The sequence below is a fragment of the Candidatus Sericytochromatia bacterium genome (assembly GCA_035285325.1).
Lineage (GTDB): Bacteria > Cyanobacteriota > Sericytochromatia > S15B-MN24 > JAQBPE01 > JAYKJB01.
The window spans coordinates 12,431-31,961 of sequence record JAYKJB010000117.1 but is presented as its reverse complement, the minus strand read 5'-3'; the positions used below and the strand labels follow the sequence as shown (position 1 = coordinate 31,961).

General features: G+C 70.5%; 16 protein-coding genes. 13 read left to right on the top strand and 3 right to left on the bottom strand.

Annotated features, from left to right (window positions below; translation table 11 throughout):
- Positions 1–20 precede the first annotated feature (20 nt).
- The 3 genes from VKP62_14465 (at position 21) to VKP62_14455 (ending at position 2,779) form a co-directional block, all read left to right on the top strand.
- Entirely contained in the window at positions 21–842 is an 822-nt protein-coding gene (locus tag VKP62_14465; protein ID MEB3198400.1) for an aldo/keto reductase, read from the top strand.
- Complete coding sequence (locus VKP62_14460; GenBank protein MEB3198399.1) at positions 839–1,885, top strand: hypothetical protein; 1,047 nt, start codon at positions 839–841, stop codon at positions 1,883–1,885. Before VKP62_14465 ends, VKP62_14460 begins: the two co-directional genes overlap by 4 nt.
- A gap of 171 nt (positions 1,886–2,056) precedes the next feature.
- On the top strand, positions 2,057–2,779 hold the full coding sequence (locus tag VKP62_14455) for a hypothetical protein (protein MEB3198398.1): 723 nt from the start codon (positions 2,057–2,059) through the stop codon (positions 2,777–2,779).
- Positions 2,780–2,805: 26 nt separating this feature from the next.
- Here VKP62_14455 and VKP62_14450 read toward each other — a convergent pair whose 3' ends face one another.
- A complete protein-coding gene (locus VKP62_14450; protein MEB3198397.1) occupies positions 2,806–3,948 on the bottom strand; it encodes a thermonuclease family protein in 1,143 nt (380 codons plus the stop codon).
- A gap of 101 nt (positions 3,949–4,049) precedes the next feature.
- On the opposite strand from VKP62_14450, the gene VKP62_14445 reads away from it, so the two are divergent.
- The 9 genes from VKP62_14445 (at position 4,050) to VKP62_14405 (ending at position 16,883) form a co-directional block, all read left to right on the top strand.
- On the top strand, positions 4,050–5,222 hold the full coding sequence (locus VKP62_14445) for a DNA repair exonuclease (GenBank protein MEB3198396.1): 1,173 nt from the start codon (positions 4,050–4,052) through the stop codon (positions 5,220–5,222).
- Between the two features lie 4 nt (positions 5,223–5,226).
- A complete protein-coding gene (locus VKP62_14440) occupies positions 5,227–7,953 on the top strand; it encodes an AAA family ATPase (GenBank protein MEB3198395.1) in 2,727 nt (908 codons plus the stop codon).
- A 60-nt stretch (positions 7,954–8,013) separates the two neighbouring features.
- Complete coding sequence (locus VKP62_14435; protein MEB3198394.1) at positions 8,014–8,352, top strand: YkvA family protein; 339 nt, start codon at positions 8,014–8,016, stop codon at positions 8,350–8,352.
- The gene (locus tag VKP62_14430) at positions 8,345–9,862 is read left to right on the top strand and encodes a DUF1800 domain-containing protein (protein MEB3198393.1); all 1,518 of its coding nucleotides are present in this window, start codon (positions 8,345–8,347) and stop codon (positions 9,860–9,862) included. Before VKP62_14435 ends, VKP62_14430 begins: the two co-directional genes overlap by 8 nt.
- A gap of 5 nt (positions 9,863–9,867) precedes the next feature.
- Positions 9,868–11,127, top strand: coding sequence for a DUF1501 domain-containing protein (locus tag VKP62_14425; GenBank protein MEB3198392.1), 1,260 nt, complete (start codon positions 9,868–9,870; stop codon positions 11,125–11,127).
- Positions 11,128–11,345: 218 nt separating this feature from the next.
- The gene (locus VKP62_14420; GenBank protein ID MEB3198391.1) at positions 11,346–12,938 is read left to right on the top strand and encodes a hypothetical protein; all 1,593 of its coding nucleotides are present in this window, start codon (positions 11,346–11,348) and stop codon (positions 12,936–12,938) included.
- A complete protein-coding gene (locus VKP62_14415) occupies positions 12,935–14,185 on the top strand; it encodes a hypothetical protein (GenBank protein ID MEB3198390.1) in 1,251 nt (416 codons plus the stop codon). The genes VKP62_14420 and VKP62_14415 overlap by 4 nt, the downstream gene beginning before the upstream one ends.
- On the top strand, positions 14,163–15,689 hold the full coding sequence (locus tag VKP62_14410; GenBank protein ID MEB3198389.1) for a lipoxygenase family protein: 1,527 nt from the start codon (positions 14,163–14,165) through the stop codon (positions 15,687–15,689). Before VKP62_14415 ends, VKP62_14410 begins: the two co-directional genes overlap by 23 nt.
- A 93-nt stretch (positions 15,690–15,782) precedes the next feature.
- Positions 15,783–16,883, top strand: a complete 1,101-nt coding sequence (locus VKP62_14405; protein ID MEB3198388.1) for a hypothetical protein — start codon at positions 15,783–15,785, stop codon at positions 16,881–16,883.
- Here the strand turns inward: VKP62_14405 and VKP62_14400 are convergent.
- Positions 16,880–17,023, bottom strand: coding sequence for a hypothetical protein (locus VKP62_14400; protein ID MEB3198387.1), 144 nt, complete (start codon positions 17,021–17,023; stop codon positions 16,880–16,882). The two genes, VKP62_14405 and VKP62_14400, sit on opposite strands and share 4 nt — an antisense overlap.
- Positions 17,024–17,300: 277 nt before the next feature.
- Here VKP62_14400 and VKP62_14395 point away from each other — a divergent pair, with 277 nt between their 5' ends.
- Complete coding sequence (locus VKP62_14395) at positions 17,301–18,731, top strand: hypothetical protein (protein MEB3198386.1); 1,431 nt, start codon at positions 17,301–17,303, stop codon at positions 18,729–18,731.
- Between the two features lie 15 nt (positions 18,732–18,746).
- Here the strand turns inward: VKP62_14395 and msrB are convergent, their stop codons facing one another.
- Positions 18,747–19,334 (bottom strand): peptide-methionine (R)-S-oxide reductase MsrB, encoded by a 588-nt coding sequence (gene msrB / locus VKP62_14390; protein MEB3198385.1) that lies wholly within the window; start codon positions 19,332–19,334, stop codon positions 18,747–18,749.
- Between the last annotated feature and the right edge of the window lie 197 nt (positions 19,335–19,531).

Below are 19,531 nucleotides of genomic sequence, written 5' to 3'. Positions count from 1 at the left end.
CCACCAGGAGCCTGCTTCCCATGCCCACGATCGCCAACCTGACGCTCAATAATGGCGTGACCATCCCCCAGCTGGGCCTTGGCGTGTACGAGGCGGCGGCTGGTCAGGAGGCCTATGACGCCGTCCAGCAGGCCTTGCAGCTGGGCTATCGCCACATCGACACGGCCAGCATTTACGGCAACGAAGCCGATGTGGGGCGGGCGGTGCGCGATGCCGGCTTGCCGCGCAGCGAGCTTTTCGTCGTCAGCAAGGTTTGGAACAAGGACCAGGGCTACGACGCCACCCTGCGCGCCTGCGAGCGCAGCCTGCAGCTGCTCGGGCTCGACCAGCTCGACCTGTACCTGATCCACTGGCCGCAGACGGCCACCCGCAAGGACACCTGGCGCGCCATGGAGCGTCTGGCCCGCGAGGGCATGGCCCGTTCAGTGGGGGTGAGCAACTACACCGTGCGCCACCTGCAGAGCTTGCTGGCCACCGCCAACTTGCCGCCGGTGGTCAATCAGGTCGAGTTTCATCCCTTCCTCTACCAGCAGGACCTGTTGCGCTTTTGTCGGGCGGAAAGCGTTCAGCTGGAGGCTTATAGCCCGCTGGCGCGGGGCCAACGCCTCGACGATCGCCGCTTGCGGCGGGTGGCCGACAAGCACGGGGCCAGCCCGGCCCAGGTCATGATCGCCTGGGCGTTGGCGCTGGGCCTGGTCGTGATTCCCAAGTCCGTGCGGCCGGCCCGCCTGGCAGAAAACCTCGACAGCGTGGCCTTGCCCCTCGACGAGGAGGATCTGGCGCTGCTTGGCAGCCTGGATGAGGGCCTGCGCACCTGTTGGGACCCCAGCCATCTGCCGTGAACCCCGCCGCGCCTGCCCCGCCGCGCTGGATCGTCGGCCCCGGCTACGACGGGACCTTCTTCATCGGGGCAGCCGCGCTGACCTTCGTCTTTTTGGGCCTGTATGAGGCCCTGAAAGCCTGGGGCCTCGCCCCGAGCGGCCCGGCCGCGCTGCTGACCTACTTCGCCTTCACGGCCCTGCTCGACCTGCCGCACATCTTCCAGACCTTCGCGCGCACGCACGCCGATCCGGTCGAATTCGCCCGGCGCCGGCCCCTGTACACCTGGGGCCTGCCCCTGGTCATGGCGGCGGGGCTGCTGGTGCCGGCGCTGGGCCTGGAGGCGCCTTTCACGGCCTTCCTGGCGCTGTATGGGAGCCACCACATCATCCGTCAGCACGTCGGATTCCTGCGGGTCTACCAGGGCCTGAACGAGCCTGTGCCGACGCTGGACCAGGGGCTTGACCGGCTCGCCTTCGAGCTGGGCCTGTATGCCTGCGTGCTGCACGAGTATGCCGCCGAGTTCGGCGATGCCTGGACGCGCACCGTGCCGGTCTACGGCAAGTGGGTGGCCACTTACCCCACCGTGCCGGCCGCGCTGGTCGAGGGCCTGACCCAGCTGGCGGCCCTGGTGCTGGGGGCCTGGCTGCTGCGGCAGCTGTATCGCGCTGCGCTGGGGGAACGCCTGAATGGGCCGAAAATCGCCCTGATGCTGGCGGCGCTGTCGACCCATTACGTGGTCTTCCTGGTCGCGTCGGTGCCGTTTCTGGTGGCCGAGGCGATCGAGACGGCCTATCACGATGCCCAGTATCACGGCTGGATGATGCATTACCAGCGGCGGCGCTTCCCGGCGCACGCCCGGATCGTGCTCAAGTGGGGTGGCGCGGCCCTGGCATACGGTCTGCTGGCCGGCACGATCGAGGTGCTGGGCTACACCCAGGACCTGTTTTACTGGGTCTTTGCGCCGCTTGGCATGCTGACGCTGTTCCACTACTACATCGATGGCCGCATCTGGCGCTTCCGCGAGCAGCCGGAACTGCGCAGCCTGCTGCATCCGGCGACTTGAGGTCTGGGCTTTGGGCCCTGCGCCCCCCTCTCAGCTCGACCTTCGCCGAAACTTAACGAAAGCTCTGCCTCGACTTCATCGATGCTTAGGGCAGTGGGTGGGAGCAGCGGCTCCCGCTGCGACCCGGTGAGGATCCCCGCTGCCGCGGCCGCGGCTGACTGGAGGCTTTCGATGCTCGTTGCTGGCGGAACCTTTCCCCCGCTCACGCCGCCTTCGCCACCGGCTGCTCCCTCCTTGCCGCCGGCGCCGGGGGCCGCGCCCGATCGCGCCGACTTTTTCGTGGCCGGTCCCGCTGCCCTGCCGGCGCCAGTGCCGCCGCCTGTGCCTGCGGTTGGACCGTCCTTGCCCCCGGCGCCGCCTGGGGCACTCGTGCCCGGAGCGCCATCGCCCGCGCCGCTCGCGGGGCCGGCCGGCGGGCCCCGCCAGGCCGGCTTGGCAGGTCGGTTCGGCAGCCAGTCGGCCTCCGGCATGATGGGGGAGATCCGCCCGATCGCCCACCTGGTCAACGTGTTGCGGACGGGCTTGGAGGCCGATAAGGGCCGCAGCCTGAATGGCGCCTTTCAGGGCGCCTTGCCCTTGATGCAGCGCTCCGCGGTGTTCGAGGCGGTGCTTTCCGGCATCGACAACGGCTTGCAGCTGATCGAGGGTCGGATTGGCCCGGGGGAGCTGGTCGTGCGGGTCTCGAAAGACACCCTGAACGGCCTGGTCGGGGGCGCCGGCGCGGCCATGGTCGCGAGTGGCTTGCTGGCTCTGTTCCCGGTCAGTGGGGTCATGGCCACGGTGGTCGGCGCGCTGGGGGGCCTGCTCGGCTATGACTGGGGCCTGCGGCTGTTCTCGCACACGGGCATTCCCCAGGCGGTCGATCGCCTGTTACGCCGCGTCTTTACCCGCTGAGCACGGCCCGCCCGCTCCTTCCTCCCTCAGCGCTTGCGGCAATAGCCGCTGACGCGCGTGCCGTCGCTGCGCGTGTAGGGGTTGACCCAGATCTGGTCCGCCGCACAGGACGGTTGCGGGCTGCCGGGAGCGCCCGGGCTCGCGGCCGGTGCCGGCGTCAGGGGCGGCGAGGCGGGGGCCGGCCCGGGCGAGACGGCAGCAGACGTCGATGGCGCCGTGGACGCGGGACGCGCCAACGGGGAGGGCAGGCCGCTGCAGGCCGAGTCCGTGACGCAGTGTGCCCATAGCCCCAGGCCGCCGCGGCAGGCCTGGCCCTGGGCTTCTCGAAAGCGCGCCTGGAAGCGGTAAGGGCGGCTGTAGGTGTACTCGCGCGCATGCCCCGCCGCGATCAGGGCTTCGTTGAAGAGCACCCCGTCTTCTTGCCAGACGTAGACCAGGCGGCGGCCATAGCGGTCCCGCTCGTCCTGGGTGGGGTCGCCGGCCATCCAGATGCGCTGACCCGTCAGACTGGCCTTGGTGTAGGCGCTGGCCTCGGGCCCACCGCAGCCCACGCCTTCACGCGGATCCACCACCTCCGGCGTGTCCACGCCGATCAGGCGCACGGACTCGGGGCCTTGCGGGCCTTCCACGCGCAGCGTGTCGCCGTCCACCGCGCGCAGCACCGGCAGCGGCCCCAGCGCTTCGGCGGGCCAGGCGCGCCCCGCGGTCGTTCCGCCTGCCCCTGAGGGAGGCCCGGCGGCCGGCGGGCTGCCGAGGCTGGCAGCGGGGAGGGCCCGCGACGGGCTGGCCTTCGGCGGCAGGACCAGCCCGGCCGACGCGAGGTCGGGCGATGCCGGTCGCGCCGGCGTCGCCAATGGCGTTACATCGGGTGCTGCGGGCGTGAACGCGTTCGCGGGCGCGCCAGAGGCATCCCCGAGCGGCCGGGCGCTGCCCGATACGCTCGGCTCGGCCGTGGCCAGCGGCGAGGTGCCGGAGGCCACGCCCGCACTCAGGCCCAGGGCCCCCGCCCAGCCGTCGGCGAGTCTCTCGGGGCCGCTGGGCAGCGGCAGGCAGGCCGCCAGGGCGGCCACGCTGCTGATGACGAGGGCTGCGCGGCAAGCGGGCTGGCGGCCGGCGCGCGCCACGGGGCGGCCGGTCGGCGCCGCTTCAGGCAGGCGAGGCAAGGGCATGGCAGGGTCTCCTGACGGGCGCTGTGGTCGGTGTCCCCTTTGCCAAAAGGGTTCCCCAGGGTACATTCAAGGGGTCATCCGGGGCGAGGCCACGAGGGATCATGAAACTGCTGCACACGGCCGATTGGCAACTGGGGCGCCCCTATGCCCGCATCGAGGACCCCGACAAGCGCGCCAGGGCCCGTGCGGCGCGCTTCGAGGCGCTCGATGCGCTGGTGGCGATCGCCCGTGAGGAGGCCGTCTCGCTGGTGCTGGTGGCCGGCGACGTCTTCGACGCCCCGACCGTCGACAAGGCCACCGTCTCGCGGGCCTGTCGCGCGCTGGGTGCCTTTCAGGTGCCGGTGGTGCTGCTGCCGGGTAACCACGACCACGCCGGCGCCGGCAGCGTCTGGCATCAGCGCTTCTTCGAGGCCGAGCGCGCCGACCTCGCTCCCAACGTACACGTCGTGCTCGCGCCGGGCGTGCTCGAGCTGGCCGGCGCCAGCATCTTTGCCTGCCCACTGCAGCGTCGCGCCGAGTCGTTCGACACCACCGCCTGGCTGCGCGACGGCGAGGCCCTGGCGGCCGCGCCGGCGGGGCAGCCGCGCCTGGTGCTGGCCCACGGGGCAACCCAGCTGTTCGGCGCGGGCGAGCGCGATCCGGAGGGGCCTCAGGCCAGCAACTTCATCGACCTGGGGCGCCTGCCCACGGAGGCATATGACTACGTGGCGCTGGGGGACTGGCACGGCACCAAGCAGGTGGGCCCCAAGGCCTGGTATGCCGGCACCCACGAGCCGGACCGCTTCCCGCGTGGTGAAGCCTACGACGCCGGCAACGCGCTGGTGGTGGAGGTCGCCCGCGGCACCCCGCCGGCCGTGCAAGCGCGCAAAACGGCCCGCCTGCGCTGGCACGCCCTGGCCCACGCGGTCCATGGGGATGCCGAGTTGCCTGCCCTGGAAGCGGCCGTGGGGGCCTTGCTGGGCGAGGAGGTCGATTGTCACCTGCTGACCTTGACCCTGACGGGCAGCCTGGGCGTGGCCGGCATGGCGCAGCTCGAGACTCTCATCACGCGCCTGGAGGCCCGGCTGGTGCGGCTGGAACTCGACCAGCAGCTGACGCTCCAGCCGAGCCCCGAAGACCTGGCCCGGCTCTGTGAGCGCCCGGATGACCCGACCATCGCCGCGGTGGCCCAGACCTTGGTGGCTCAGCTGGCGCAGCCCGGCGCGGAGGCGGAGACGGCCCGCCTGGCCCTGCTTGAACTGCATCGGCTGGTGTCGCTGGCCGAGGAGGGCTGAAACGGTGCGGATCCTGCATGCCACCTTGCGGAATTATCGCGGCCACCGGGAACTCGCGCTGGCCTTTGACCCGGCCCGCACCTTGATCGGCGGGCCCAACGAGGCGGGCAAGAGCACGCTGGTCGAGGCGATTCACCATGCCCTGTTCCTGCGCTACAAGGTTTCCGGCGAGATGCACCGTGCGATGCAGCCGCGTCAGGGGGGCGGCCATCCCGAGGTCGAGCTGATGTTCGAGCGGGGCGGGCGTCGCTACACGCTGCACAAGCGCTTTGCCGGGGGCGCGCAGAGCCAGGCCAGCCTGCGACAGGAGAACGGGGCGACGTGGCACAACGACGAGGCCGAAAGCCAGCTTGCGGGTTTGCTCGGGGTGCAGGAAGCCGGCCGCGCCGGCAAGGGCGTGCGCGAGCAATGGGCGCACCTGTGGGTGCGCCAGGGCGACAGCCAGGACGACCCGCTGGACGCGACGCGCGCCCAGCATCCGACCTTGCTGGCACGGCTGCAGGCGCAGGCCGGTGCGGTGGTCGGACAATCCTGGCGGGATGAGCGGGTGGTGGCCGGCCTGAGCAGCGAACTGGCGGATTACAAGACGCCGGGCACGGGTAGGCCGCGCGCGCACGGCCCGCTCGACCTCGCGCTGCAGGCCAGGGCTCAGGCCGAGGCCAGCCTGAACGAGCGGAAGGCGCGGCTGGGGGCCCTGCAGCAGGCCGTGACGGGTCTTGAACAGGCGCGCGGGGCGCTGCAGGAAGTTGCCGAGGCCGAACAGACGCTGGCGCCTCAGCTGGCCGAGCTGACCCGCAGGGAAGCGGCCTTGCAGCCTTTGCAGGCGCAAGAACAAAGCCTGCTGACCCAGGCCCAGCAGCGTCAGGACCGACTGGCCGTGCTGCAGGCCGTGGAGACCGAAATCCAGGGTCTGCGCGACGCATACACCACCACGCTGCAGGCGCTGGCTCCGCGGGAGCAGGCGATCGCCGAGAAGCACGCGGCCCTGGATGCCGCCACCTCGGGCTATCGCGAGGCCCAGGCGGAGCTGGCCGAGGGGCAGACCCGCTTGTCGGCGGCCCGCGCAACGGCTGCCCTGGCGGAGGCCGCCCAGCGCCGGCTGGAGCGCTGGGAGGCCTGGCAGGCCCTGGTGCAGCAGCAGGAAGCGCTGGCGGCGCGGCAAGCCGAGCGGCTGACTCAGGCGCAGGCGCTCCATCGCCTGCCCGCGATCGGTTCGGCCGAGCTGGAGCGGCTGACGCGCCTGGAGCGCCTGCGCGACCAGGCGGCCGCCGGCCTGGCTGCCATGGCGGCGGGCGTCGAGGTGCTGGCTGCTCCAGCGGGCGTGACCCTGGGCGGGGAAGCGCTCCAGGCTGGCGACGCGCGGGTGGTCAGCGAGCCGACGGAACTCAGCCTGCCGGACGGCACGCGCCTGCGCATCCAGCCGGGAGGGGGCGACGCGTTGCGTCAGGCGCGCGAGGCCGCCGTCCGCAGCGACGGCGAGCTTCAGGCGGCGCTGGCGGACCTCACGGTCGGCTCGCGCGAGGCCGCCGTTCAGGTGGCCGAAGCGCGCCAGCAGCTGGAACGCGCGCTGGCGGCGCTCGACGCCGAACTGAAGGCCTCGCAGGCCGACAGCCTGCCCGAGCGGCTGGCGGCCGCGCAAGCAGCCCATGAAACTGCCTTGGGAGAGTGGGAGCGGCGGGTGGCGCTGCAGGGCGAGGCGATCGCCCTGCCCGAGACGCTCGCGGCAGCGCAGCGCTGGACCCGGGAAGCCGCCGAGGCCAGTGCCCAGGCCGAGGGCGCCTGGCGCGCGGCCGAGCAGCTCAAGACCACGCGCGAGGCGGCGCGGGAGCGCCTGCGACAGGACGTCAGCGACGCGGAGCAGGGCCTGCGCGAGGAGCAGCAAGAGCTCCAGCGGCTGAAGGCCTTGCTGACGGACCGCCTCGGTCAGCATGGCGATGACGCCTTGCGCCAGCAGGCCCTGAACGACGCGCAGCGAGCCCGGGACGAGGTCGAGCAGGCGCTTGCCCAGCTGCGCGCGGAGCTGGCCGCGCTCGCGCCCGAAACCTTGCGGCAAGACACCGAGCGCCTGCAGCGGGCGTCGCGCCTGCAGGCCGAGCGGCGTCGGGCCGCCGAGGAGGCGGCCATTCAGCACGAACACACGCTGCGCTCGGACGGCAGCCTGGACCCCGCTGCCGAGGTGGACTTGGCCGAGGCCGAACTGGCGCGGGCCACGGCCCAGCTGGCCCGACTCGAGCAACGCGTGCGCGCGCTGGAATGTCTCCAGGCCCACTTTCGCGACCAGCGTCACCAGCTGGTGACCCGCTACACGGCGCCCTTGACGGCCCGCATCGAACGCTATGCCCGCTGTGTCTTCGGCCCGGAACTGCAGCTGGTGCTGGAGAGCGATGCCACGCGCGGGGCGATCGGCAGCATCAAGCTCAACCGGGGCCTCTCGTTCGCCTTCGCGGAGCTCAGCGACGGCGCCAAGGAGCAACTGGCCGTGGCGGTGCGGCTGGCGATCGCCGAGGTGCTGGCCGAGGCGCAGGGGGAAGGGCTTCCGGTGGTGCTCGATGATGCCTTCACCAACGCCGATCCGGTGCGCGTGGCCCGGCTGCAGGGCATGCTCGACCTGGCTGCGGCGCAGGGCCTGCAGGTGATCGTGCTGACCTGCACGCCCCGTGATTACGCCGCGCTGGGCGCCGCCAGCGTGAGCCTGCCGCCCCCTTCCTTCGCGTCCTCTCACGACGCGTGACTCCCGGCGTTCATTCGGGTATCTGGGAGGTGTTGAATTCACCCGCGAGCGGAGGCCCCCGTGCCCGACGTGCCTGACCCTCAATCCTCGTTTTCCGCGTCCGCTTTCGATGCCGGGGCTTTCTGGCAGAAGCTCAAACGGGTCGCCAAGCACCTGCCCTTCGCCAAGGACATGGTGGCGCTGTACTACTGCATGCAGGACCGCGAGACGCCGGTCTGGGTCAAAGCCACGATCGTCGGCGCGCTGGCCTATTTCGTGCTGCCGGCCGACATGGTGCCGGATGTGCTGCCCATGCTCGGCTTCACCGACGACGCCGCGGCGATCGCCCTGGCGTTGCAGACCGTGCGCACCCATGTGAAGCCGGAACACTACGCCGATGCGGACGAGGCCCTTGGCTGAGGGCGCTGCCAGTGCCGGCACGTGCGTTGCGGCGAGGGCGCTGGGCCTGGCGGCCGGGCTGCTTGCGACTGGCTGGGCCAATCCCGCCGCCGCGGCCCCGCCTGAATTGCTGACGGCCGCCGAGGCCCGTCACCTGCTCGAGCGAGCTGCCTACGGGCCTGCTCCTGGAGACCTGGCGCGCTTGCAGGCGCAGGGCGCCACCGCCTGGATCGCCCAGCAGCTGGCGCCGGAAGGTCTGGAGGAGCCGGCGCGCCTGCGCGAACGCCTGGCCGCTCTCGGCACGCTGACGCTCTCGCCATTGGCGCGCGCCCGCCAGTACCGGGCGCCCCTGCAGGCGGCCAAGCGGCAGAAAGCGCAGGACCGTTCGGCCCTGGCCGCCGCCCGGCGGGTCGAGCGGCAACTGCTGCGCGAGGCCCAGGCGGCCCGGGTCTGGCGCGCGCTGGCCAGCCCGCGCCAGTTGCAGGAAGTGATGGTGGAGTTCTGGGCCGACCACTTCAACGTGCATGCCCGCAAGCGCGCGGTCGGCGCGATGCTGGGCGACATGGAAGAGCGGGTGCTGCGCCCGCAGGCCTTCGGGCGCTTTCGCGACCTGCTCGGGGCCGTGGCCCGGCATCCGGCCATGCTCGATTACCTCGACAACTGGCGCAATTCGCGTCCCAACCCGCAAAACCGACGCTTCAGCGGGGTCAACGAAAACTACGCGCGGGAGCTGCTGGAACTGCACACGCTGGGCGTCCACGGCGGCTACGACCAGGGCGACGTGGTGGCTCTGACCGCGATCCTGACGGGCTGGGGCTTTCCGCGCGGCTGGCCGGAACCGCGCGGGGCGCAATCCGCTAGCCGTGGCGCGCTTGACGAGGGTTTTTATTTCGATGCCCGCCGCCACCTCCCAGGCTCCAAGCGCCTGCTGGGCGTGACCATTCCTGAAGGCGGCCAGGCCGAGGGCGAGCAGGCCCTCGACTTGCTGGCCCGGCACCCGGCCACGGCCCGCTTTCTGGCGCGCAAGCTGGCCTGCCGTTTCGTGGCGGACGATCCGCCCGCCGCCCTGATCGACGCGACGGCGGCCGCCTTTCAGGCCAGCGACGGCCGCCTGGATGCGACCTTGCGCTGCCTGCTGAGCCATCCGGACTTCTGGGCGCCACAGGCTCGTCAGGCGCGCTTCAAGACGCCCTATCGCCTGGTGATCTCGACCTTGCGCGCCAGCGGGCAGTTTCCCGACTCGGTCGATCCTGCCCTGCAGGCCATGGCCCGGCTGGGGCAACCGCTCCACGGCTGCGCCACCCCGGATGGCTGGCCGGTGGCACGCACGGCCTGGCTGAACCCGGAGGCCATGGCCCGGCGGGTGAGTTTCGCGGCCCAGGCGGCCCGCCAGGCGACCGTTCGTCCGGACGAACTGGCCGAGACCCTGGGGTCGCCCTTCGGCGAGCGCAGCCGCCTGGCGATCGCCGCGGCGCCCCCCGCGCTGCGCCTGGCCCTCATGCTGGGCGCTCCCGAATTTCAGGAGCATTGAATCGCGTGCCAGACCTCCGGATCGACCGACGGCAATTCCTGCAGGGCCTGGGCCTGGCGGCTGGGGCCTGCTTGTGGCCGGTGGGCCGGGCCGGCTGGGCCTGGGCCGGCTCTCAGCCTGCCTCGCAACGGCTGGTGGTGGTCTTCCTGCGCGGCGCGGTGGATGGCCTCAGTGTGGTTGTGCCGTATCGCGATCCGCACTACGCCGAGGCGCGGCCTCAGATCGCCCTCGGTGCCCCCGGCGAGACCGATGGGGTGCTGCCGCTGACGGCGGAATTCGGGCTGCATCCTGCGCTGGCGCCGCTGTTGCCTTTCTGGGAGGGGCGCCGGCTGGCCTTCGTGCATGCCTGTGGCGATCCCGCCGGGGCCCGCTCGCATTTCGAGGCGCAGGCCGCCATGGAGGCCGGCACGCTCGGGCGCGGTGCGGCGGCGGGCGGCTGGTTGGCGCGCTGGCTGGCGCTGTTCGAGGCGGGCGCGCCGGCCGGGGCGATCGCCCTCGATACCGGCATTCCCGCGATCCTGCGTGGCAGTCCAGGGGTGCAGGTGGTGACGCCGGGCCGGGGCCGCCAGGCCCCGATGGCGCTCGATCGCCCGGCGGTGCAGACGGCCTTCGACCGCCTCTACAGCGGGGATGATCCGCTGGCGCTGGCCTATCGCCAGGGGCGTGCCCAGCGCGAGCGGTTGCTGGCCGATCTGACGGCCTTGGAGGCGGAGGCCAACCAGGCGGATGCCGGTGCGCCCTCGGCGGTCGGGCTGGTGCAGGACGCCGAGGTGCTGGCCCGCCTGCTGCGCCGCCACCCCGAGATACGCGGCGCCTTCCTGCCGGTGGGGGGCTGGGACACCCACATCAACCAGGGCGGGGCCCAGGGGCAGCTGGCCAACCGCCTGCGGCCGCTGGCGTCCGGTCTGGCCGCCCTGGCCGCTGGGCTGGGCGATGAGCTGACGCGCACCACCGTGCTGGTCATGTCGGAGTTCGGCCGGACAGTGGCGGAGAACGGCAACGGCGGCACCGACCACGGGGCCGGCAACGTGCTCTGGCTGCTCGGTGGGCCGGTGGCCGGTGGTCAGGTGCTCGGGCGCTGGCCGGGCCTGGCGCCTGCGGCGCGTCTCGATGGGCGCGATCTGGCGGTCACGACCGACTGGCGCCGCGTGGTGGCCACGCTGCTGGGCGGCCCCACGGGTCTGGAGACGGCCACGCTGGCCCGTCTGTTTCCTGGCCTGGCGCCCGCCGGCCTCCAGCTTCCGGGCTTGCTCCGGGCTACCTGACGGCGGTGGTCAAGGGGGCCCGGCCATCCACGGCCCGGCACAGGCAGGCTCGTCGGCACACCGGAGCCGAGCAGGCGCTGCCACGCCCCGGGGCCGCAGGAGGCGCCTGATCGGTGGTGTTGTAACATTTTGTTAACAGGGTTCCCTCGCTTGGTGGGGATCAGTCACAATGACACGCCACCGTTTTCCCGTCTTTTTCCGAGGAAGCATCGCTCGCCATGACCACGCCCGCTCCCGCGCTCGCCCCCGCTGCTGCCCCCGATGCTCGCGCCTGGGGAATATACGAGTGGCTGATGCTGGTTGGGGCCCTCATCTACCTGTCGCTGCCGCTGTTCATCCTCCAGCCGTCCCTGTTTGCGCTGGCGGGGCAGGTGCCGGCCTACGAGGGCGATCGCTTGCTGCACCTGCGCAGCTTGCTCGTGGCGGTCACGCCGATGGGCCTGGTCCACTTGTTCGCCTTGTGGTCGCGCCAAAAGAGCCTGATGGACCTGAGTTTGGTCTGGCGGCTGGTCTGGGTGGGGCCCTGGCTGGTGGCCAACTGGGCCTTCGGCCACCTGGAGAACGGGGCGTTCCTGTTCATCGCCTCGGTGGACGTCGGCCTGCCCCTCGCCATGCTGGCCTTGTCCGCCGACGCGCGGGCCCTCTGGCCGCGCCTGCGCAACCACTTCGACACCTGGAGCCAGTCGCTGGCCCGGCGCCTGATGATGCTGGAGGGCAAGCTGGCCATACTGCTGGTGCTGGTGGCCTCCGTGCCGCTGTTGCTGGATGCGGCGAGTGGCTACGTGACCAGCTTTGCCACCTCCATAGCGGGTTGCTACGCCGTGGCCCTGCTCTGGGCGGCTCGCTCGGATGCCCCGGTGGCCGCGCCCCTTGCGCTGGCGGTGCGAGCAACGGCGATCGCCGTCTTCGCGCTGCTGGCCCACCAGGGCTTCCACCCGATGCTGATGGCCGGTTATGCGGCCTTTGCGGGCCTGGGCCTGTACCTGCACGCTTACAACCTCTTGTGGGAGCGCCAGGTGCAGCGGCTGGCCTGGTCGCTGACGCGCTGGGTGGTCACCGGGGCGGTCGGTGTGATGGCGCTGTCGGCCGCCTGGTACAGCGTGTCGCCGAGTTTCGCGCCGCACGCCCGCGAGCTGGCCGTCAACATCCATCGCCAGGACCTGATCATCGGAGGGTTCGCGGTGCTGGTGGCCTTGTTGCTGCGAGACGTCTGGCCCAAGGCCCGCTTGCACGCCACCATCGTGGCCTGGCTGCTGCCCTTCAGCGCCGTGTGGTTCACCCTGGAGACCAAGCTGCTGGCCAACCTGGGGGTGGGGTCGCCGCTGCATCCCTCCTGGCCGGCGCGAGGCCTGGGACCGCTGTGGGGCGGCTCGCCCGTGGTGGACCTTACTTTCTGGCTGGCCACGCTGTTCATGACGGCCATCTCGACCACCTACGCGGCCGTGGTGTTGCTGAAGTACCTGCCGCGCACGGGCTGGAAGCGGCTGGCCTGGCACGGCACCGGGGTGATCCTGGTGTCCGCGTTGTGGATGATCGCCAGCAGCAGCGGCTTGCCGGCGCCGCTCGAGGCGTTGGCCGCCCAGGGCAGCATTCCCCCGTTCCTGCCCGGCCATGACCCGGTCACCGCCGTGAACATCCACGTGCGTGACCTGATCATCGGCATGGGCCTGATCGCCGCCGGCCTGTTCATGGCGACGGAGGAGGAGACCCAGCCGCAGCTGGCCAGCCTGGCCGTCGGGCTCGGCTGGTGGTTGACGCTCTTGCCCAAGGCCTGGTTCCACCTTGCTCCGTTCGTGGGAGGCTCGCATTGAAGGTCTATCGCATCGATCTGCCGCCCCACGCCGGCCCGTTGCCGGTCGAGCCCAGTCCGCTGGCCGCGACCCAGGGCGCCTGGCGTAACCTGGGCGTGGAACTCTGGAAGGCGCGCAACGGCGAGGCCAACTGGGCCGCAGCGGCCGCTCGCTGCTACGGTCCGGTGGCCGACGGCAACCTGGCGGGGGCGCTCAACCTGCGCGTCGAGACCTACGGCCTGGCTGCCGCCTTCGCGCTGCACGGGCTCAAGACCGGCACCCGCGGCACCCATCCGGTGGGGGTGGGCGCGCGTGGCACGGCCACCATCGTGTCGCAGCTGGACATCCCCGAGCACCCCTTCTTCCAGCCCGGACGGCGCTTTGCTTGCCGCTTGCGCCATGCCAACGGTTCCTTCAACGACGACGCGGCCTGCACCCTGCGCGGGTGTGCCCTCAAGTTCAGCGACCGCGACATGGAAAGCCCGTTCGATATGATCTTCAACAGCGGCACCCAGGGCCCGCTCTGGAGCGTGGACAGCTTCGTGCGCTTCTCCAAGTCGCGCCTGGCCAGCCGGCCCGAAGTGGGCGACTTCGCCGCGCAGGGCCGGCTGATGGACGAGTTGCCCGCCTATTACATCAGCTGGATCGAATCGGTGCGTGAGGCGCCGGATTCCTACGCCGACCTGGTTTACACCTCCCAGGTGGTCTTTCCCTACGAGGGGCGTGACGGGCGCCTGCGCTACTGCCGCTACCGCCTGCGCCGGCCGGACCTGGGCCAGGAAAGCGGCCTGCCCGATGCGGCCCGCCAGGCCCAGGTCTGGAACATGCAGCGCAACCCGGAGGACGATCGGCCCACCGACTACCTGCGCCAGGAGTGGCAGACGCGCCTGCGTCAGGGCCCGGTCGACTACATGCTGCAAATTCAGGTGCGCGAGCCCGCCGACGGCGATACGCAGGAACTGCTGCACCTCAACCGGCCCTGGGACGAGGCCCGCCACCCCTGGCGCGACCTGGCCCACATCCGGCTCGAGGCGGCCATGACGCCCGAGGAAACGGACCGCACCACCTTCACCCTGGCGCACCAGCCGCCGGGCCTGGGGATCTTTCACGCCACGAGCGCACAGGATTATCGCTCCGTGGCCTGGGCGCGGGTGCGCCTGTATCAGTTCGGTCAGTGGGCCCGGGCGCTGCGGGGCACTCCCGTCATCGCCACGAAGCCCGAATTGCCTGTTGGGAGGGCACACCTTGAAGACGTTCGGCCTCGTTGATCGCCTGAAAATCCAGGCGGTTCTGGACACCCGCAAGGTCAACCGCAACGCCTTGCAGATCTGGGCACGCAAGACCTTCCGGCACCCGGTCGCGCGACCGGCGGGCCTGCCGCCGATCGTTTCGGCGCGCTCGCACTACCGCTCCAGCATCCTGCCTGAGGCGCTCAAGGTGCCCAGCTACATCCCAGCCCCCAATCATCTGTCGATCGAGTACATCGCGCCCTATTACATCCTCGACGGCGTGGTGTTCAATGCCCTGCGCCTCGCGCCCATGTCGGCCGAAGTGCCCTGGTCGCCTGACGCCATGCCCTATCCGCCCTTTCCGGCCCATGACGAGGGCTGGAATGACATTCACGATGACGCCGCCTTTGCGGCCATGCGCCTGCAAGGCCCCAATCCCTTCCTGCTGCAGCGGGTGCAGGAAGGTCGCTACGAGGTCGATTTCGGACCCCACTTCGCCGGCATCATGGAGCCGGTGGTGGGCACCTTTGTGGTCGAGGGCGAGCAGTTTCGGGTCGCCTCGATCCGCCGGGGCGATCGGCTCAGCCGCCCGGGCGATGCCGACTGGGAACGCGCCAAGTTCGTCTTCAACGCGCTGGACGCCCGCTTCACCGTCTTTTTGCGGCACCTGGCACACACCCACCTGATCACCGGTCAGGCCTACGCCATCTCGACCCTGGCCCTGCCCGCTCAGCACGCGCTGCGGCCCTTTCTGGACTTCTTCACCTACGGCACGCTGGTGGTCAACGACTTCGCCTTCAAGTTGCTGGTCACGCCGGCCAGCTACTTCATCCAGTCGAACTTCATCACCGGCGAGCAGGTGGGCCGGGCCTTCGAGAATTTCGTGCCGAGCTACCGCCTGAACCAGCTGATTCCGCGCAAGGACATCGCCGAGCGGGGCATCGACGGGATTCCCCATCACCCCTACGTGGCGATCGCCCCGCGCATCTGGGACACCTTCGAAGCCTTCGTGCGCAACCACGTGGGGCCCGTGTATCGGGACGATGCGGCGGTGGCGGCCGATGCGGCCCTGCAGGCCTGGTACACCCAGCTGGTGGCCTTGCTGCCCGATGCCAGCCAGAAGGCCCTGCCGCTGGCCTCGCTCGACCGGCTGGTCGAGGTGCTGACGGTGATCCTGTACCTGAACGTCTCGCATGAGGTCTGCGGCGACTTCTCACCGTTCACCATGTCGAACGTGCCGGCTCACAAGAAGCTGATCCACATCAACAACCTGCTGACGGAGAACCAGGACCCGCCGCGTGCGGTGGACGTGTTCCTGTTCGACCAGGGCGCCTATGCCGGACGCTTCGATAACGGCGGCAACTTCCTGATGACCATGGACCTCGACGCCAAGGTGGCCGACGCGCGGCTGCGGGCCTCCTTGATGGGCCTGCAGCACGCGCTGGGGCAGCTGGATGAGACCCTGGCCGCCGAGAACCAGGCCCGTGCGATTCCCTTCCTGCGCCTGCAGCCGCACCGCTGGAAGGCCTCGATCAGTTACTGATCCCAGCTGTTGCCGCCACCTGGGTGGCGGCAACAGCCCGTCCCTCACCGTCCGGACGGCGCGAGGTGCCGTTCTTTCCCTTGGAGTTCTGCCGTGGCGTCGCTTTCCAACCTGTCCAAGGGCCTGCTGGCCCTGATCCTGATCCTGGCCGGCTGGCTCACCTTCGAGGCTGGCGCCGAGGCCTGGCGCATGGCGGCCGGTCGCCCCGAGGGCACGGCCTTTTCCCAGTTGCTGCGCCAGCGCGTGGCGCAACTGCCGCCCGCCCCCGCCCCCGCGCCCCGCACCCAGCCGGGTGAGTCCCTGTTCACGGCCCCGATCGGCGATGGCGAGCACCTGCTGCCGGCCTATCAGGCCGCGCCGATCCACGCCATCTTCACCCGCCATTCGCTCACGGGGGACCATGCGCTTTCCCGCCTGCTGGTCGACTTCATGCACGTGTTCGGCGGTATCTCCTGCATCTCGCTGTGTGCCATGTTCCTGACCAGCCGGGCCGCGGCCTCGATCCGGCTGGCGGTGTCGCGTATGCTGCTCACCAACGTCTACCTGATGGCGGCCACCGGCTTGATCCTCTTCTTCACCCAGCTGGCCGGCGATTTCGGCTTTCCGAGCCTGATCACCGCGGCGCACGCCGGTGGCTCCCACGGCGATAAATCGCTCATGTCGCTCGGCTTCATCGGCGCCTTCGGCGTGTCGTTTCTCAGCGTCGGGTGTCACATCAACGCGCTGCGTGGGGTGCCCACGCGCCTGATTTTCGGTCAGCACCTGTTCAGCCTGGCCTGCTGCTTCATCACGCTGCCCTACATCTTCCATCGCCTGCTCACCATCGATCCCGGCCATTTCTTGTGGGGCTATCACCTGGAGTTGCTGGTGCTGTTCTCGTTCTATCCGGTGCTCGACCTGGTGAACGGCTACGCCCTCTACAAGTCGGAGGTCCGGGGGCTGCCCCACGACTGGGAGCGGCACCGGGAGGACAACGTGATCGCCCTGCTGGTGCTGGCCGTGACGGTGGTGATCTGCTTTGCCTGCTCCGACAAGTACTGGTTCTTCAACGGGCAGCTGCCGCTGGCCTGGCGCATCGGCCTGGAGATGATTCCTTCGCTGATCTGGTTGGCCAGCGGGCGCATGCCGGCCTTCTTCTTGCGGGCCTTCCGCGTCGCCCCGGCCCCGGCGGCGGGGCAGCCGGCCGCGGCCTAGGGCTGGGTCAACCAGTCGCGGGTCAGGCGGTGGAGGCGCTGGGCCGGGTCGGCCAGGTGGGCCTCGGCCTGGGGCACTCGGGCGCGGTTGTTGTACTGCTGGTCGTGACAGCAAGGAGCGGTGGTCGGGTCGGGGGTCATCGGAAAAGGGCGTCGTTCCTGCGGATGAAGGGGCGAGGGCACCCCCCTCGCTCGGGGCCCCTCAACACCATTCCCGCTTCGAAACCATTTCACTGCAAGTCGCTTCCCCTCACTCCCTGGTTTCTTTGGAATGCGGGGCAAATTCGGCCCTCTGCTCCTCGCCGCGAATCAAGCGGCGCGCCTTCGGGTATGCTGGAGGCAGCCGCTTTCGGCCCTGTCATCCCGCGCGGCGCCAGTGGGCGCCTGGCTGCCGGGCCGACCCCAGAGGAGCCACCTCGTGACCGCAACGCCTTCGCTCATGGTACTCAGGCCCGGACGCATGCCGGCCGAGGCGACGGTGTGGCATTCGGGGCGGGAATGGGCGCTTCGCATCAGCTCCTTCAATCAGGACAGCAAGCCTGCGTCCGAGGAGGAGGCGCGCGTGCGCGCGGGTTTCCTGGCGGCGCGCGAAACCCTGCTGGCGGTCTGGGCCACGGCGGTGGGCCCCGAGCTCGGGGCTCCGGACGTGCGGGCGCTGGAGGTGCGGCGGCTGCAGAGCGGTCTGTGGGCCTTCGAACTCTCGAACGGGGGAGCCATGGTGATTCCCAGCGCCTGGATCGGGCCGGGCGTCGATGAGTCCGAGGAGGCACCCATTCCGCTGCGCGATGGCATGTGGTGGCTGTGGCCCGAGGCCGAGGTGGCGGTGGAGGTGGGCGATCTGGTATTGCGCCAGCTGAGTGGGGTGAAGGAGGGCATTGGACTGTTCTGCGCCCCGTTGCCTGCGGCGGACCCCTCGGTCGACCCGGCGGCGACGCTCCAGGGGCCACTGTTTGGCCTGATTCTGGCCCGCCAGGGGCTGCTCGGCCGCAATGAACTCGAGGCCGCCTTGCGGGCTCAGCAGCGCAGCCTTGCGGCCGGCAAACGCCTGAAGCTGGGCGAAACCTGTGTCATGCTCGGCTTGCTCGAGCCCTACCAGCTGAACTTCACGCTGGCGTTTCAGCACCAGATGCAGCGGCTCGACCCGTTGGATCGCATGTTCGTCGACCACCTGCTCCAGCTGGACCTGGTCTCTCCCGTCTCCATGCTGGTGGTGCTGGACCGGCACGCCAAGGAGGGGGGCCCCCTGCGGGAGCTGATCGTGGCCGAGGGGCTGACCAGCCCGCGGGTGCTGCAGGCCTTCGAACTCAATCCCGTCCCGGGGGGCGAGGCGGGATCCAGCCAGACGCAAGCGGAAGGACGTCCGGCTGCGGCACCGCACCTGCGTCCCGGGGAGTCGGCCGGCGATCCGAACCTGTTGCCGGCGATCGGCTCGGCCATGGGCGGCGCGGGGTTGCGATCGCTACTGGGCGCCATCCTTCAGCGCGAGGATATCCTCTCGCACGAGCAACTCCAGCACGTGGTGGTCGAGCAGATCCGGCGTCGGCGGCTGGGCAAGCACATCGCCTTCGGCCAGCTGGCGCTGGAACTGGGCTATATCGACGAGACCAAGCTCAATTTTGCCGTGGCCCTGCAATCGCGCCTGAGCGTGGAAGGCAGTGGCCCGCGCCCGCTGGGGCTGTTCCTGGTGGAACACGGCGTGATCAAACCTTCGCAGCTCGCTCAGGCGCTGGACGAAGCCGAACGGAGTGGCACGCCCCTGGGCCAGGTGCTGGTCTCTCAGGGGCGGCTCACCCGCGAGCAACTGCGCGTCTTCCTCGACATGCAGCGCCGCGCTATCGAAATGGCCTGAGATCAGGTTCTGCCGTCATCTGCTCCCTGGCCTGGGGGCGGTTGCCGGCGTTCCGCCTCGCTTGAACAGCTTGGGAGCTCCCGTCTGCGCCTTTGGCACGAAGCGCAAGGCCGCCGAGTTGATGCAGTAGCGCAGGCCAGTGGGCGCAGGCCCATCCGAAAAGACGTGTCCCAGGTGGCCGTCGCAGCGGGCGCACAAGACCTCCGTGCGCTTCATCCAGAGGCTGTCATCCGGGGCTTCGCGCACGTGGCCGGGGGTGTGCGGCTGAAAGAAGCTGGGCCAGCCCGTACCGGATTCGAACTTGCTCTCGGAAGCGAACACCGGCAAGTCACAGCCGGCACACTGGTAGGTGCCCGTGCCGTGCTCGTTCCAGAGGGCGCCGCTGAAGGCTCGTTCGGTGCCCTTCTCGCGTAGCACCCGATAGGCCTCGGGCGAGAGCCGCGCCCGCCAGGCAGCCGGGCTCAGGCTGACTCGCGCCCCCGAGTAGGCGGCGCTGCCGGCCGGGGTGGGGGCACTTTCGGCCGGGATGCCGCTGCAGGCCACCAGCATCGCGAGCAGCAGGCTGGCCGTGGGCAGGGAGAAGAATCGGTGGGCGCGCAGCATCGGGAAGCGTTCCTCGAACAGGAGCAGGGACAGGAAACGGGCGGCAGGCCGCGGTCTGTGAGGGTGAGCCGAGCCTGGGTTTTCATTATGCCGTTTTTTCATCGGACTGCCAGGGAGCGCCCTGCGCGGGGAGCGGCGCGAGGCGAGGAGAGTGGGCTTGCAGGAACGGTCTTGACGCGCGAACGTTTTTTGGTGCT

What these genes read in the sequence shown, in the direction of transcription:
- VKP62_14400 (MEB3198387.1), bottom strand. Translation starts at nt 17,023, where the DNA reads ATGACCCCCGACCCGACCACCGCTCCTTGCTGTCACGACCAGCAGTAC.
- VKP62_14420 (MEB3198391.1), top strand. Translation starts at nt 11,346, where the DNA reads ATGACCACGCCCGCTCCCGCGCTCGCCCCCGCTGCTGCCCCCGATGCT.
- VKP62_14445 (MEB3198396.1), top strand. Translation starts at nt 4,050, where the DNA reads ATGAAACTGCTGCACACGGCCGATTGGCAACTGGGGCGCCCCTATGCC.
- VKP62_14455 (MEB3198398.1), top strand. Translation starts at nt 2,057, where the DNA reads ATGCTCGTTGCTGGCGGAACCTTTCCCCCGCTCACGCCGCCTTCGCCA.
- VKP62_14465 (MEB3198400.1), top strand. Translation starts at nt 21, where the DNA reads ATGCCCACGATCGCCAACCTGACGCTCAATAATGGCGTGACCATCCCC.
- VKP62_14450 (MEB3198397.1), bottom strand. Translation starts at nt 3,948, where the DNA reads ATGCCCTTGCCTCGCCTGCCTGAAGCGGCGCCGACCGGCCGCCCCGTG.
- msrB (MEB3198385.1), bottom strand. Translation starts at nt 19,334, where the DNA reads ATGCTGCGCGCCCACCGATTCTTCTCCCTGCCCACGGCCAGCCTGCTG.